The organism is Paracoccus sp. KKT209 (genome assembly GCF_055635455.1).
Map to the genome: position 1 here is coordinate 1,001,209 of NZ_CM145758.1, position 14,882 is coordinate 1,016,090.

Sequence of the window (14,882 nt, forward strand, 5' to 3'; positions counted from 1 at the left end):
CGGAATGAAGACGCTTGACGTGATCACCATCGGCCGGTCCTCGGTCGACCTTTATGGCCAACAGGTCGGCGGGCGGCTGGAGGACATGGGCTCCTTTGCCAAGTATATCGGCGGCAGCCCGACCAATATCGCCTGCGGCACGGCGCGGCTGGGGTTGCGCTCGGCCGTGATCACGCGCGTGGGCGACGAGCACATGGGCCGATTCATCCGCGAACAGCTGGTCCGCGAGGGCGTCGATATCCGTGGCGTGGCCACCGACCCCGAGCGTCTGACCGCGCTGGTGATCCTGGGGATCCGCGACGAGGACAGCTTTCCGCTGATCTTCTACCGCGAGAACTGCGCCGACATGGCACTGTCCGAGGACGACATCGACGAGGACTTCATCGCCCAGGCCCGCTGCGTGCTGGCCACCGGCACGCATCTGTCGAACCTGCGCACCGAGGCCGCCGTCATGCGGGCGCTGGAACTGGCGCGCAAGCACGGGGCGCGGACGGCGCTGGACATCGACTATCGTCCCAACCTCTGGGGCGTCGCCGGCCATAACGAGGGCGAAAGCCGCTTTGTCGAAAGTGCCCAGGTCACGCAAAAGCTGCAGGCGACGCTGCATCTCTTCGACCTGATCGTCGGCACCGAGGAAGAGTTCCACATCGCCGGCGGCACGACGGACACGCTGGCCGCGCTGCGGGCGGTCCGTGCGGTGTCGGACGCGACGCTGGTCTGCAAGCGCGGCGCCAAGGGGGCCGTCGCCTATACCGGTGCCATCCCCGACAGCCTGGACGACGGCGAGGCGGGGCCGGGTTTCCCGATCGAGGTCTTCAACGTGCTCGGCGCGGGCGACGGCTTCTTTTCGGGCCTGCTGAAGGGCTGGCTGGACGGCGAGCCTTGGCCGAAGGCGCTGGAATACGCCAATGCCTGCGGCGCCTTTGCCGTCAGCCGCCACGGCTGCACCCCCGCCTATCCCAGCCTGGACGAGCTGCGCTTCTTCCTGTCGCGCGGCGTGGTCCGCCCCGACCTCAGGAACGATGCCGCGCTGGAGCAGATCCACTGGGCCACCAACCGCCAGGGCCGGATGGGCGGCGACTGGTCCACGATGCGCGTCTTTGCCTTCGACCACCGGATGCAGCTGGAGGCGATGGAGGGCTACACGGCCGCGAAGGGCGGCACGTTCAAGCGGCTCTGCCTGGAGGCGGCGCTGACGGTTCAGGATGGGCAGGGCGGCTATGGCATCCTCTGTGACAACCGCATCGGGCGCGAGGCGCTGCATGCGGCCTCAGGCACCGGCCTCTGGATCGGGCGGCCCTGCGAATGGCCGGGCTCGCGTCCCCTGGCGCTGGAGCCCGAACTGGGCCCCGATTGCGGCGGGCTGGGCGAATGGGCGCGCGAGAACGTGGTCAAGGTGCTCTGCTTCTGCCATCCGGACGATGACGCGGCCCTGCGCGCCGAGCAGGAGGCGACCGTCGAACGCCTTTATGCTGCCGCACGCCGCAACGGGCTGGAGTTCCTGCTGGAGGTCATCCCGTCCAAGGTGGGACCCGTGGATGACGACACGACCGCGACCCTGATCCGCCAGTTCTATGCCGCGGGCATCCATCCCGACTGGTGGAAGCTGGAGCCGCTGACCAGCCGAACCGCCTGGGCCAAGGCCATTGCCGCCATCGAGGCGCATGACCGCCACACCCGCGGCATCGTGGCCTTGGGCCTCGATGCGCCCGAGGCCGAGCTGGCCGCCAGTTTCGAGGTCGCCGCAGGCTTTGACCTGGTCCGCGGCTTTGCCGTCGGTCGCACGATCTTTGGCCAGACTGCCCGCGACTGGCTGGCGGGGGGCATCGACGACGCAACGGCCGTGACGCAGATGGCCGACCGCTATCGCCGCCTCTGCGGCCTCTGGGACAGGGCCCGCGCCGCCGCAAGGGTCGCGGCATGAACCAGCCCATTGTCACAGGCGACGCGCAACCCGTCCCGACGGATCACGTGAAAGGTGCAAGGATGAATGGCACGATCAGGCTGACGGCGGCGCAGGCGATGGTGCGCTGGCTTTCGGTGCAGATGACCGAGGAGGGCGAGCGCTTCATCGAAGGGGTCTGGGCGATTTTCGGCCATGGCAATGTGGCGGGCCTTGGCCAGGCGCTGCACGGGATCGGGGACGCCCTGCCGACCTGGCGCGGGCAGAACGAGCAGACCATGGCGCATGCGGCCATTGCCTATGCCAAGGGACGTGCCCGGCGGCGGGCCCATGCGGTGACGGCCTCGATCGGGCCGGGATCGACCAACATGGTGACGGCCGCGGCGTTGGCGCATGTGAACCGCCTGCCGGTGCTGTTCATCGCGGGCGATGTCTTTGCGACGCGGCGGCCGGACCCGGTGCTGCAGCAGGTGGAAAGCTTTGGCGATGGCACCATCAGCGCCAACGACTGTTTCCGCCCGGTGGTGCGCTATTTTGACCGCATCACCCGGCCCGAGCATCTGCTGACCGCGCTGCCCCGCGCGCTGCGGGTGATGACCGATCCGGCCGAATGCGGGCCGGTCTGCCTGGCCTTCTGCCAGGACGTGCAGGCCGAGGCCCATGACTGGCCCGAAGCGTTCTTCGAACCCCGCACCTGGCGCATCCGCCGACCCGAGCCTGACGCGACCGAACTGGCCGAGGTCACGGCGCTGATCCGGGGCGCCACGGCGCCGGTCATCGTCTGCGGCGGCGGCGTCATCTATTCGGGTGCCGAAGCGGCGCTGGCCGAATTTGCCGCCCGCCACAACATCCCCGTCATCGAGACCCAGGCCGGCAAATCGGCGCTGGCGCAGGGGCATCCGATGAACTTTGGCGCGGCGGGGGTCGATGGTTCGGCGGCGGCCAATGCCGCGGCGGCGGCGGCGGACCTGGTCATCGGCATCGGCACGCGGCTGCAGGACTTTACCACCGGCTCTCGTACGCTGTATCCGCAGGCGCGGCTGGTCAGCATCAATGTCCAGCCCTGCGACGCGGCCAAGCACGGCGCGATTGCCCTGGTCTCCGATGCGAAGGTCGCGCTGGAGAGGCTGACCCGCGCCCTGGGCGACCACCGTTTCGCGGCCGCCGATGCGGGGGCGCGGGCCGCCTGGCTGGCCGCGGTGGACACCCATTGCGGCGCACCCGTCGCTGATGGCCTGCCCACCGATGCGCAGGTGATCGGGGCGGTGCAGAAGGCCGCGCCAGACGGCATCGCCATCTGCGCGGCCGGCACGATGCCCGGCGCGCTGAAGCTGCTGTGGCAGCCCAGCCAGCACGGCTATCACATGGAATACGGCTATTCCTGCATGGGCTACGAGGTGGCAGGCGCAATGGGGCTGAAGCTGGCGCGCCCCGACCGCGAGGTGCTGTGTTTCGTGGGCGACGGCAGCTACATGATGGCCAACAGCGAACTGGCCACAGCGGTGATGCGGCGCATCCCCTTTACCGTGATCCTGACCGACAACCGCGGTTACGGCTGCATCAACCGCCTGCAGATCAACTGCGGCGGGGCCGAGTTCAACAACATGTATGTCGATTGCAACGTCACGGCGCAGCCGCAGATCGACTTCGTGGCCCATGCCGGCAGCATGGGGGCGCATGCGGTCAAGGCGCGCGACCTGGAGGATCTGCAGGCGCAGATCCGCGACGCCCGCAGCCGCGACATCCCGACCGTGATCGTCATCGACACGACCGCGCGCCCGGGTCCGGGCGACGGGCTGGAGGCCGCCGGTCACTGGTGGGACGTCGCCGTGCCCGCCGTGGGCGACACCGACAACCTAAAACACGCCTATGCCCGGTATCTTGAACACGCCGCCCGGCAGGCCCTGACGAACTGAGGCATGACATGATCCTTTACGGCACCAATCCCATCGCCTGGGCCAATGACGACGACCAGAGCATCGGCGCGCATATCCCGACCGAACAGATCCTGCGCGAGGCCGGGCAGGAGATCGGCTTTGACGGCATCGAGAACGGCCACCGCTGGCCCGACGATCCGCAGGCGCTGAGGGCGCTGCTGGGCGGATACGGGCTGCGCTTCATCTCGGGCTGGTATTCCACCGAATTGCTGACCCGTTCGGTCCAGGACGAGATCGCGGCGGTCCAGCCGCACCTGGCCAAGCTGAAGGCGAACGGGTGCAAGGTCTGCATCGTCTGCGAATGCTCGAACACGGTGCATGGCGATCCGGCAAAGGCGGTCAACGACCGGCCGCGCCTGACCGACGCGCAGATGTCCGGCTTTGGCGCGAAGATGGAGGAATTCGCCGCCTACCTGGCGGGGCAGGGTATCACGCTGGCCTATCACCACCACATGGGCACCGTGGTCGAGAGCCCGGCCGAGATCGACACCTTCATGGCCGCGACCGGTCCAGCGACGCATCTGCTGTTCGATGCCGGGCATTGCACCTTTGGCGGCGGCAACCCCGAGGAGGTCCTGCGCCGGCACGCAGCCCGTGTCGCACATTTCCACGCCAAGAACATCCGCCGCCCGGTGACCGAGCGGGTGCGGGCCGAGAACCTGTCGTTCCTGCAGGGCGTCCTGGCCGGCGCCTTCACCGTGCCGGGCGATCCCGAGGGCGCGATCGACTTCCTGCCGCTGCTGCGGATCCTGGCCGATGCGGGCTATGACGGCTGGCTGGTCATTGAGGCCGAGCAGGACCCCGAACTGCGCAACCCGTTGCATTACCAGTCGATGGGGCTGAAGGCGCTGAAGGCAGCCGCGGCCGAGGCGGGCCTGGACCAGAGCGTCGCGGCCTGAGGCAGGGGAGGGGGCCATTGTCCCCCTCTTCCATTCCGGGCGCGGCCCGTTGGCAATCGGACAAGGAAAGGGCCGGACATGGCCGATCTTTTGCGCAAACCCTTTGGGACCCATGGCGAAGTGCATCGCATCACCCCGGCGGATGCGGGCTGGCGATATGTCGGCTTTTCCCTGTACCGGCTGCGTCCGGGGGAACATGCCGCCGAGGCGACCGGCGACCGCGAGGTGATCCTGGTGATGGTCGAGGGCAAGGCGGGCATCCGCGCAGCCGGGCAGGACTGGGGCGTGCTGGGCGAGCGGATGAATGTCTTCGACAAGACGCCGCCGCATTGCCTCTATGTGCCGAACGGGCAGGATTGGGCGGCGGAAGCCGTCACCGACTGCGTAATCGCGGTCTGTTCGGCGCCGGGGCGGGGCGGCCATCCGGCGCGGCGGATCGGCCCTGACGGCATCACCCTGACCGCGCGCGGCAAGGGCACCAACACCCGCCACATCAACAACATCGCCATGGAGGCCGAGGACTGGTGCGACAGCCTGCTGGTGACCGAGGTCTTCACCCCGGCCGGCCACTGGTCGTCCTATCCCAGCCACCGACATGACGAGGACGACTTTCCGCGCATCACCTATCTGGAAGAGACCTACTATCACCGCCTGAACCCGGCCAAAGGCTGGGCGGTGCAGCGCGTCTATACCGACGACGGGTCGCTGGACGAGGCGATGGCCGTGCGCGATCATGATGTGGTGCTGGTGCCGCGCGGGCATCATCCCTGCGGTGCCCCCCATGGGTTCGAGCTCTATTACCTGAACGTCATGGCCGGGCCCCGCCGCAACTGGCGTTTCGTCCCCGCGCCCGAGGTCGAAGAGATCATCGCCCGCGACAGCTGAGGGCCAGTTCCGGCCCTAGCGCGCCGCGGCCGGGGCGCGGGTCGCCATGGTGGGAAGCATCGCCCGCAGCGCCGCGACCTGGCGCTGCAGGTCCTCCGCGTCGGAACCCTCGGCCTGGGCGCGGGCATCGGTTTCCAGCTGGGCGAAGCCCTTGTGCATGTGGCTGAAGCCGACCAGCGCCGCGGACCCGGCCAGCTGGTGCGACAGGCGCCACAGGTCCTCGAAGCTGGACGGCTGATGCGCCATTTCCGACAGGCGCACCAGCCCATCATGCAGTTCGGCCAGGATGCGGTGCAGGATGACCTCGGCCCGATCGGGGCCGAGCGTGTCGGCCAGCATCGCCCGCGCCTGCGACAGCTGCGGGTCTTCGGCCCGGTGGTCGTGCGGGGTCTCGGCCACCGGCTCTGCCGCGTCCGGCCCGGCCCTGCGAAGGCCGGGGATGCCCGCGATGGCGGCCTCCAGCCTTTCCAGCGACAGGGGCTTGGTCAGGACGCCGGTCATGCCCGATTCCTCGAAATGCCGCAGATCCTCGGGCAGCGCATGGGCGGTCAGCGCGATGATCGGGGTGGCCGCATTCGGCCCGCCCTGGCGGATCTGGCGGGTAGCGCTGACCCCGTCCATGCGCGGCATGCTGATATCCATCAGGATCAGGTCGAAGGGCCGGGTCTGCGCCATCTGAACGCCTTCCTGTCCGTCACAGGCCTCGGCGACGCGGCAGTGGCGCTGCTTCAGCATCTCGCGCACGATCAGGCGGTTGGTGGCATTGTCCTCGACCACAAGAACGTCCAGCTGCGACAGCATGGCCGCGCCGGGCTGGCCGGGCCCGTCAGGCGCACCATCCGCGGGCAGGGCGGGCGCCTGTTCGGGCAAGGTCAGGCGCATGCGAAAGGTCGATCCCAGGCCCGGCTGGCTTTCCACCCTCAGCTCTCCGCCCATCAGCGACACCAGGCGGCGCACGATGCCCAGGCCCAGGCCGGTGCCCTCGACCACGCGGTTGTAGGAGGAATCCAGCGTCACGAATTCGTCGAAGATCTTTTCCAGATCCGCCGCGGCGATGCCGATGCCGGTGTCCATCACCCGGAACTCGACCTCTCCGCTGGCGCCGCTGCGGTCCACCTGGACGGTGATGCGGCCGTTCTCGGTGAACTTGATCGCATTGCCGACCAGGTTCACCAGGATCTGCGACAGGCGGCCCGGATCGCCCAGCAGCATCGTCTGATGTGTGCCGATCATGCTGAGCGACAGAAGGTTGCCGCGCTGTTCGGCCTGCGCCTGCAGCCCGTCCAGCACGTCGGACACCACCTGGCTGGGGCAGAAGGGCTGGTTGGCCAGTTGCAGGTTGCCGCTGTCCACGCGCGAGATGTCCAGGACGTCGTTCACATGCGACAGCAGCATCCGCCCGGACCGCTCCATCACCTCCAGATAATGGCGCTGCCTGGCATCGAGGCGGGTGGTCTTCAGCAGGTCCATGGTGCCCAGGACGCCGTTCAGCGGCGTGCGCATCTCGTGGCTCATCACGGCCAGCATCTTGGCCTTGGTGCGCTCTCCGGCGACGGCGTGGTCGCGGGCGCGGATCAGCTCCGCCTGCTCGCCCGCCCGGCGCGAGATGTCGCGCACGAAGGCCACCAGTACCGGACCGTAATGGCTGGCGGCGCTGGAGATCGCCACCTCCACCGGAAAGACCTCGCCCGACCGGCGCCGCGCCGTCGCCTCCAGCGGGTCGATGCGGACGCGGGTGCGGGGGTTGCGGCGCATCCGGTGCAACAGTGCCTGGACCTTGCGGCGATGGCCCTCGGGCACGACCAGGTCGGTCAGCTTGGCGCCGATCGCCTCGTCCGCGGAATAGCCGTACATCCGGCAGGCGGCCTCGTTGAAATCCAGGATGCGGCCGTTCGCCCCCGCCACTAGGATCGCGTCGATCGAGGTGCCGATCACCGCCTGAAGCCGGTTGCGGGTGGCCTCGGTGCTGGCGGCCTGGCGGCTGGAATTCCTGAACAAGATGGCCAGCGCCATCACCACCGCCAAAAGCGCCGCGAACAGGATCAGCACGATCAGCGCCAGGTCCGACAGCGCATCCGCCAGCTCGACCCGCTGGCGATCCAGCTTGCCGGCAAAGACGCGCACCCCGCTGAGCGACACCGTGCGCATGATCGCGCGCATCTCCTCGGCCGCGGCCAGGAACCGGGGCAGGGCCGCGACCAGCCGGTCGTCCGGCCCGTCGATCCAGACCATCGCGCGGTCGAGAAAGTCATAGGCCTTGGCCAGCGACGCGGCGGCCTCGGGGTCGGCACGCACGCGCTCGAACACTTCCGAAGTCCTCATCATGGTCAGCCGCGCAAAAAGGACATCAAAGCGCTGCCGCAGCTTGACCAGTTCGGCGGGCCGATCCTCGGGCGTGGCCAGGCTGGCGCGGTAGATGAAGGACATCATCGCCATGGTCTCGACCTCGCCCTGGGCCAGCGACCAGCGGGCGCTGTCGGTGTTGGCGGTGGCCAGTTCGTCGATCTTGGTGCGGGCGTCGGCGCTGATCAGCCAGATGGTCAGGGCCAGGATGCTGACGGACAGGAAAAAACCGCCCAGGACAATGTAAAATCTGCAGCGCATGCGTGCGTACCGAACCAAAATGTGGGGCAGGGCCGCAACGGGTCGCGGGCTCTGCGGGACGTGCAACGCGGCCAGGCCGCGCCGGTTGCTGGTGCCGCTCGGCCGGACCGGCGCGGACGCAGGCCGGACAAGGGGCAGGATCGGCCAGTCAGCGCCGGCAGCCGCCCTTCCCCCGGGAGCAGCCGGCAAGGGATTTTCCCATGTTCATCCGCAGGTTCTCCTTGCGTCCCGATCGGCCTCATTTTCCCACAGCCGGATTGATGGCGCGCGATAGAATAAGGCTAAACTGCGGTTCCAAAGGTATAGCCGCCCCTCCGAAGCGTGCAGCCGTCGGGCACGGCAGCGGGGATCCGGCTTCCGGAGGGCGCCGAACGGGGGCTTCTTGGGATTTTCGGCTGCCTCGGACCCGCTCCAAGAGGGCGCCACCGCACCCTGCTTTTGGACTCACGCCCTATCCTTTTGCGCACTCCATTTCCCGCGGGCAGCGGCTAGATTGAGGACAAGACGAAAGGAAACGTGACATGCTTCGCACCATCTCGATCGGAAACTACATCTTCGTCCAAGGCATCTTCGAAGGCGCCGCGCTGGACGGAGACATCATGGTCCGCGTGGGCAGCCGCGTCTACCAGGGCAAGCCGGTCGGCTGCTGAAGCACCAGGTTCAGGGCGCGTCCGGACCCCCCTTCGCGACGCGTCCTGATTTCGACAAGGGTCCGCAGAGGCCCGGTCGACGGCGGGATTGGCGGCTTGCTCCGCATGGCCTGGCCGTCAGAACCACAGGCGAATGACATGTGGCTTCGGTGCGCCCGTCCGGCAGGACGGGCGCACCTTTTACCATTGGGCCGCGGCCACTGGACTGCCCTCACCGCCGGAACTCCGCCAGCCAGCGCCGCAGGTCCAGATCGGCCGAAGGTCCGGCGCCAAAGATGCCCTGGTCCAGCTGGCCCAGCAGGCGCCCCTGCCGCGGGCTGGCCGCGCCACGCCAGGCGACATGCCGGGCGGCGGCGGCGCGCAGGGCGCGCAGATCGCCCGCGCGGACGGCCTGCTCCATTTCCGCCAGATGGGGGCTGCGACGGAGGGCGCGCGGCAGGGGGGCAAGGCTGGGGATGCGGTCCCACAGGCAGGCCGTCAGCGCCGCCCCGAAGGCCAGCGCCACAAGGCCGGTCAGGATCAGCCTGAACCTGACGCCATCGGCCTCGCGCGCGCCGAAATTGGCGCCGAACCCCGCAAAGCCGAAGGGGATCGGCTTCATCGGCGCCACCTCCATCTGGCGGCTGTCGGTGTCGAACCAGGGAAAGGCCACGGCGGGCAGGACCCCCGGTTCTCCGGTGCGGGGACGCAGCTGCCATTCCCAGACCACCCGCGACACCGGCCCCTGCGGCGTGGGGATCGTCTCGCGCAGTTCGGGCTGGGTAAAGCTGATCAGCCAGGGCTGCTGCAGGTCGGGGCGCGGCGGCAGGTGATGGGCCAGGGCGCCAAGCGCCTCGATGGTGACGCGGCGGGTCAGGACCTCGTCCTGCTGCAGCTTGCCGGACTGGGCCGACAGCTCGTCCGTCAGCACCAGCGCATGCGCGGCCAGCGGCCGGCGGTCGCCCGGAAAGGGCCGGACGGTGATCTGCGCCGGGGCCGAGGTGACGCTGCGCTTTTCCCGGACCCCCTTGTCCAGCACATGCGTCAGGTTATGGGTGATCGCCGGCACCGTCAGCATCCCCGCCCGGCGCGGGAACAACGCGATGTCGCGCTCAAAGACCTGGATCATCCGGCCGCCGATGCGTTCCTTGAACCACCGGTCGCGGTCGATCTGCATCCAGTCATAGGCGTCGGAATCGGGAAAGCGCAGCTGTTCCAGCGATACGGTCAGGTCGTATTCGCCGCGCAGGGTCAGGCGCACCATTTCGGCCACGACGGGGTTGCCGTGATCGTGCAGGATCAGCAGCCGCGCCTCTCCGGGGGCCAAGGGGCGGGACGGTTCGGCCCGCAGCGGGCCCGCCAGCAGCACCAGCAGCAAAAGGGCCAGGCGGATCACCACGGGTCGCCCTCCTCGGGTCGGATCAGGCCCATCTGGGCCCGGCGCTCGTATTCGGCGCGGATGCGAAGGCGCAGGAACTCGCCCGGATCGTCGACGATGGTCTCCAGCCACTCGTCACTGGCGGCCAGGCCGCGCGCGCCCAGGGGGCGGCGCCAGCTTTCGGCGGCGGCATTGGTCAGCGCGTTGCGGATCTCGTCGGCGGGGGCGGGGCGACCTCCGCGACCGATGATGCGGCCGGGAACGGTGCTGTCGCCGCGATGCGGGGGGTACATCGTCGCAACCAGGTCGCGGTTGGCGCGGGCCTGTTCGTCGGCCGGATTGGCGAACAGGACCGCGTCGAAATAGGCCACCGACAGCGGGTAGTCGCCCGTCGCCGCCAGGCTGAGCCCGCGGTTGTAGGTCTGCGACCGACCGGCCTCGGCAAAGGCCGCGTCGGCCTGGGCATGAAGGCCCTGACGGTACAGCGCGATCCCCCGCGCCGCAGGGTCGTCCAGCGCCATCAGCACGACCGGGTCCCAGCCAAGCCGCAGGGCCAGCGCGCCGATCCCCGCCGGTCCCGCCAGCCCCAGCAGCAGCGCCGCCAGCGCCAGCAGCGCGGCCCCCACCCTCACCGCTGCCTCCGCAGCATCATCAGCAGGGGAAGCACCGCCAAGGCGGCCAGGAACGGCCCCAGGTCGCGATAGCCAAGCGCCTTCAGCGCCGGATCGCGCAGCTGGTCGCCGCCCTCGCGCAGGCGTGTGGCCAGGCGGTCGGCCTCGTCCGCCTCCATGACCCGGCCGCCGCCGCGCGCCAGCCGGAACAGCGCATCAGGCGGGGGCAGGGGCGCACCCTCGGCCAGCGCGTCAAGCCGCAGGCCCCAGATCCGCACGCCAAGCGCCGCCAGCCGGTCGGCCTCGGCCAGGGCCTGGCGGTCCACGCCGCCGCCGTCCGAGATCAGGACCAGATCCGCACGCCGTGGATCGGACAGCATCTGGGCGGCCATGCCGATGGCTGCGGCCGGGCGGCTGCCCTTGCCGGGCACCGTCTCGGCGTCCAGGACCCCCACCAGTGTTTCCAGCGCGCGCGGATCGGTGGTCGGGGCCGAGGCATTGTAAGCCTCGCCCCCATAAAGGATCAGGCCCACCGGCCGCCCAGCCAGCCCCTGCAGCAGCGCCGCGCTGGCCTGCTGCGCCGCCGACAGCGCCGCGCCCCCGGTGATCGAGGGCGACAGGTCCACCGCGACCAGCACCGTGTCGGTGCGCGCCAGCACCGGCATGTCGACCCGGCGCATCCCCGGACCCGCCAGCCCCAGGATCAGCGCCAGCAGTGCCGCAAGGGGCAGCATCTGGACCCAGCCCCGTTCGGTTCCGGTGATCGCCCCCATCGCCTGCATCGCGGCCAGCATCTGCGGGGGCATCACGCCCTCCCAGCCCCCGGCCGACGGCGCGCGCAGAGCCCGCCACAGCGCCAGCGCCGCCCAAGGCAGCAGGGCCGCAAGCCACCAGGGGCGCAGCAGGATCAGGCTGCCCATCGGCGCTGCCCCCAGCCCGCCAGCACCAGCAGCGCCGCCGCCGCCGCCGCGGGCCAGATCCAGAGTTGCTGCCAATAGCGCAGCGGCGGGCGCTCGCCGGGGTTCGGCTCCAGCCGGTCCAGGGCCTCGGTCATCGCCTCAAGGTCTTGGGCCTGCCGGACGCGGAACATCTGCCCTTGAGCCAGTTCGGCGATGCTGCGCAGCGTCGCGACATCGACCGCGTCGCGGGCAGTGGGCATGTTCTCCAGATCCTCGGGGCCCAGGGCGATGGTGTGGATGCGGATGCCGTGGTCGGCCGCCAGCCGCGCCACCTCGGTCGCCTGCACGCTGCCCGAGGTGTCGACGCCGTCCGACAGCAGGATGGCCACGCGGCCCGGCGCGTCGCTGGCGTCCAGCCGCCGGATCGCCAGGCCCAGGCCGTCCGCGATCGCCGTGCCGCGCCCCGAAATGCCGATCTGCGCCTCGTCGATGGCCTGCGCGACCGCGCCCAGGTCAAAGGTCAGCGGCGCCGCCACATAGGCGCGCCCGCCAAAGATCACCAGCCCGATCCGGTCCCCCCGCCGCGACGTGACAAAGCGCACGGCGGTGCGCTTGACCGCCTCCAGCCGACTGACCGCCTGACCGTCCAGCTGGAAATCCTGCTGCTCCATGCTGCCCGACAGGTCCAGCGCCAGCATGATGTCGCGGCCGCTGGCGGGGGTGACATCGGCCACCCGCTCGACCCGCGGGCCGGCCAGCGCCACCACCAGCAGCACCCAGGCCGCCGCGGCCAGCCAAGGCCGGGGCGGGCGGTCCGCCCGCTGTCCGGGCCGCAGCGCCGGCACCAGATAGGCGGGCAGGCGCAGGGCCGGTTGCGGACGCGTGACGGGCGGGGCCCACCAGCGCAGCAGCAGGGGCAGGGGGACCAGCAGCAGCAGAAGGGGCAGCGCCAGGCTCATCGGCGCAGGCCCCGGACCAGTCGCGTCAGCCGGGCGCGCCGGGCGATGCGCTCGATACGCTCATCCGATGGCGGCGTGGCGGCGCCGTAAGCCGCGTCGTGCAGGGGCGGGGGCAGGTGGCCCAGGTGCCGCGCCAGGGCCAGCATCCGCTGCGGCACCGGCAGGGCGCGCAGCTGCGACAGGCGCAGGCGGTGGCGCGGCGCGCGGCTGCGGGTGAAGGGCAGGATCAGCGCGGCGGCCAGCACGCCCGCCGCCAGCCCCAGGCCCAGCAGGGCCAGCAGCTCGGGCAGGGACAGCCAGGCCATGCCGGTGGGCAGGCGGGCAGGGGCCAGCTGCTGCAGCATCTCCTCATGGGTCATGGCGCAACCTTCAGGGCCGTCGCGCCCATGGCGGCAAGCCGCGTGATGTGGTCGCCCAGATCGACGGGCGCCAGCCGCGCGACCAGCGGCCGCCCCTCCAGCGCCACCGGCATCGCGCGGGCAGGGGGCGACACGTCCAGCGGGTCCAGCATCAGCGCGATCTCCAGCCTGCGGCCGCGCGCCAGGCGGGTCAGCAGGGCATCGGCGCCCGCGCAGCCGTCCGGCACGGTGGCCAGCAGGATGCGCGCGCCCGGCGGCGCCAGGCGGGCGGCCAGGGCCAGCGCCTCGGTCAGCGGCAGGTCGGGACCGGGGTCGTCCAGCGCCGCCCGGTGGCGGTCGGCCATCATCGTGCAGATCGCGGCCATCTGCGCATCCCCGGCACCGGGCGGGATCGACAGGACCTGCCCTGCGCCCATCGCGACCAGACCGACTGCGCCCTGACGCGCCACGGCCTGCCAGCCCGCATGCGCCAGGTGCCGCGCCGCCGCGACCGAGCGCAGCTGCGGCCCCGTCCCCCACAGCATCGCGGGACGGAAGTCGGCGATCAGCAGGGTGATGTCATCGCGATCCTCGTGCAGCGCGCGGACATGCGGGCGGCCGGTGCGCGCGGTGGCCGAAGGGTCCATCCGGCGGGGGTCGTCGCCGGGGACATAGGCGCGGATCTCGCGCAGGTCCATGCCGCTGCCGGGCAGGCGCGACGGCGCGACGCCGGCCCTGCGGGTGGCCGGGCGATGCCGCGCCGCGCCGTAAGCCTCGTCGCGCAGCGCCAGCAGGTCCTGTGCATCCAGCCGGATGCCCGGGGCCTGGCGCCAGCGCGGCGCCCCTACCACGGCCGGATCGCCTGCAGCGCCTCGGCGATCAGCGACCGGCCATCGCGGCCCTCGCTGGCGGTTTTCCAAGTCGGGACCAGGCGGTGGGCCAGCGCGTCGGCGGCCAGCGCCTCGGCATCCTCGGGCAGACCATGATCGCGGTTGTGCAGCCAAGCCCGCGCCCGGACCGCCGCCGCCAGGGCCAGCGTACCGCGCGGCGAGACGGGATGTTCGACTGCGTCTGCCAGCAGCCCGCCGCGCCGCGTGGCCACCACCAGGCGGATGATGAAATCCTTGAGCACCGGCGCCAGGTGGATGCCTGCAACCTCGGCCCGGGCGCCGGCCAGCGCCTCGGGCGACAGGCGATCCGTGGCAGGGGGCGGGGCCGCACGCCCCTCGGCCTCAACCAGGTCCAGGATCGCCAGCTCGGCCTCGGCGTCGGGCAGGTCCAGCCGCAGGTGCAGCAGGAAACGGTCCAGCTGCGCCTCGGGCAGGGGAAAGGTGCCCTCGTGCTCGATCGGGTTCTGGGTCGCGACGACCATGAAGGGCTGGGCCAGGGGGCGGGTGATGCCGGCGGTCGTCACCTGCCCCTCGGCCATGGCCTCCAGCAGGGCCGACTGGACCTTGGGCGGGGCGCGGTTGATCTCGTCCACCAGCACCAGGTTGTGAAAGATCGGGCCGGGCAGAAAGTCGAACCGCCCCGTTTCCGGGCGATAGATCTGGCTGCCGGTCAGGTCCGAGGGCAGCAGGTCGGGCGTGCACTGGATGCGGGCATGTTCCCCGGGCAGGCGCGCGGCCAGCTGCTTGACGGCGCGGGTCTTGGCGATGCCGGGCGGGCCTTCCAGCAGCACATGGCCGCCGACCAGAAAGGCGATCAGCAGCCGCTCGACCAGCCAGTCATGCCCGATAAGCGTGGCGGAAACCTCGTCCGCCAGCGCCCTGACGCTGTCGCGCGCGGCAAAGGCCTGCGCAGGTTCGTGACCCATGGGCGTCTCCCTTTTGCCTGCGCA

13 protein-coding genes are annotated in these 14,882 nt (G+C 70.7%); 5 read left to right on the plus strand and 8 right to left on the minus strand.

What is annotated here, in order from left to right; genetic code table 11:
• The first annotated feature begins 4 nt into the window (after positions 1-4).
• The 4 genes from ACZ2G3_RS04960 to iolB all read left to right on the plus strand — a co-directional run bounded on the left by ACZ2G3_RS04960 (position 5) and on the right by iolB (position 5,624).
• Positions 5-1,924, plus strand: a complete 1,920-nt coding sequence (locus ACZ2G3_RS04960; RefSeq protein WP_470398039.1) for a bifunctional 5-dehydro-2-deoxygluconokinase/5-dehydro-2-deoxyphosphogluconate aldolase — start codon at positions 5-7, stop codon at positions 1,922-1,924.
• A gap of 62 nt (positions 1,925-1,986) precedes the next feature.
• A complete protein-coding gene (gene iolD / locus ACZ2G3_RS04965) occupies positions 1,987-3,819 on the plus strand; it encodes a 3D-(3,5/4)-trihydroxycyclohexane-1,2-dione acylhydrolase (decyclizing) (protein ID WP_470399055.1) in 1,833 nt (610 codons plus the stop codon).
• 8 nt (positions 3,820-3,827) lie between these two features.
• The gene (gene iolE, locus ACZ2G3_RS04970) at positions 3,828-4,739 is read left to right on the plus strand and encodes a myo-inosose-2 dehydratase (RefSeq protein ID WP_470398040.1); all 912 of its coding nucleotides are present in this window, start codon (positions 3,828-3,830) and stop codon (positions 4,737-4,739) included.
• A 78-nt stretch (positions 4,740-4,817) separates the two neighbouring features.
• Positions 4,818-5,624 carry a 5-deoxy-glucuronate isomerase gene (gene iolB / locus ACZ2G3_RS04975; protein ID WP_470398042.1) on the plus strand — a complete coding sequence of 269 codons (807 nt, stop codon included), beginning with the start codon at positions 4,818-4,820 and terminating at the stop codon, positions 5,622-5,624.
• 15 nt (positions 5,625-5,639) lie between these two features.
• Here iolB and ACZ2G3_RS04980 read toward each other — a convergent pair whose 3' ends face one another.
• Positions 5,640-8,228 (minus strand): hybrid sensor histidine kinase/response regulator, encoded by a 2,589-nt coding sequence (locus ACZ2G3_RS04980; protein WP_470398044.1) that lies wholly within the window; start codon positions 8,226-8,228, stop codon positions 5,640-5,642.
• A 521-nt stretch (positions 8,229-8,749) separates the two neighbouring features.
• Between ACZ2G3_RS04980 and ACZ2G3_RS04985 the strand changes: the two genes are divergently transcribed.
• A complete protein-coding gene (locus ACZ2G3_RS04985) occupies positions 8,750-8,878 on the plus strand; it encodes a hypothetical protein (RefSeq protein WP_419267185.1) in 129 nt (42 codons plus the stop codon).
• Between the two features lie 211 nt (positions 8,879-9,089).
• On the opposite strand, the gene ACZ2G3_RS04990 is transcribed toward ACZ2G3_RS04985, so the two are convergent.
• Genes ACZ2G3_RS04990 through ACZ2G3_RS05020 form a run of 7 tightly spaced genes read right to left on the minus strand, consistent with a single transcriptional unit; the run spans position 9,090 to position 14,858 of the window.
• Entirely contained in the window at positions 9,090-10,256 is a 1,167-nt protein-coding gene (locus ACZ2G3_RS04990) for a hypothetical protein (RefSeq protein WP_470398047.1), read from the minus strand.
• Positions 10,250-10,867 carry a hypothetical protein gene (locus ACZ2G3_RS04995; protein WP_470398048.1) on the minus strand — a complete coding sequence of 206 codons (618 nt, stop codon included), beginning with the start codon at positions 10,865-10,867 and terminating at the stop codon, positions 10,250-10,252. Before ACZ2G3_RS04995 ends, ACZ2G3_RS04990 begins: the two co-directional genes overlap by 7 nt.
• The gene (locus ACZ2G3_RS05000; RefSeq protein WP_470398050.1) at positions 10,864-11,766 is read right to left on the minus strand and encodes a VWA domain-containing protein; all 903 of its coding nucleotides are present in this window, start codon (positions 11,764-11,766) and stop codon (positions 10,864-10,866) included. The genes ACZ2G3_RS04995 and ACZ2G3_RS05000 overlap by 4 nt, the downstream gene beginning before the upstream one ends.
• A complete protein-coding gene (locus ACZ2G3_RS05005; RefSeq protein WP_470398052.1) occupies positions 11,754-12,704 on the minus strand; it encodes a VWA domain-containing protein in 951 nt (316 codons plus the stop codon). The genes ACZ2G3_RS05000 and ACZ2G3_RS05005 overlap by 13 nt, the downstream gene beginning before the upstream one ends.
• A complete protein-coding gene (locus ACZ2G3_RS05010; protein WP_470398054.1) occupies positions 12,701-13,063 on the minus strand; it encodes a hypothetical protein in 363 nt (120 codons plus the stop codon). The genes ACZ2G3_RS05005 and ACZ2G3_RS05010 overlap by 4 nt, the downstream gene beginning before the upstream one ends.
• Positions 13,060-13,893 carry a DUF58 domain-containing protein gene (locus tag ACZ2G3_RS05015; protein WP_470398055.1) on the minus strand — a complete coding sequence of 278 codons (834 nt, stop codon included), beginning with the start codon at positions 13,891-13,893 and terminating at the stop codon, positions 13,060-13,062. Before ACZ2G3_RS05015 ends, ACZ2G3_RS05010 begins: the two co-directional genes overlap by 4 nt.
• Positions 13,887-14,858 (minus strand): AAA family ATPase, encoded by a 972-nt coding sequence (locus tag ACZ2G3_RS05020; protein ID WP_470398057.1) that lies wholly within the window; start codon positions 14,856-14,858, stop codon positions 13,887-13,889. The genes ACZ2G3_RS05015 and ACZ2G3_RS05020 overlap by 7 nt, the downstream gene beginning before the upstream one ends.
• Between the last annotated feature and the right edge of the window lie 24 nt (positions 14,859-14,882).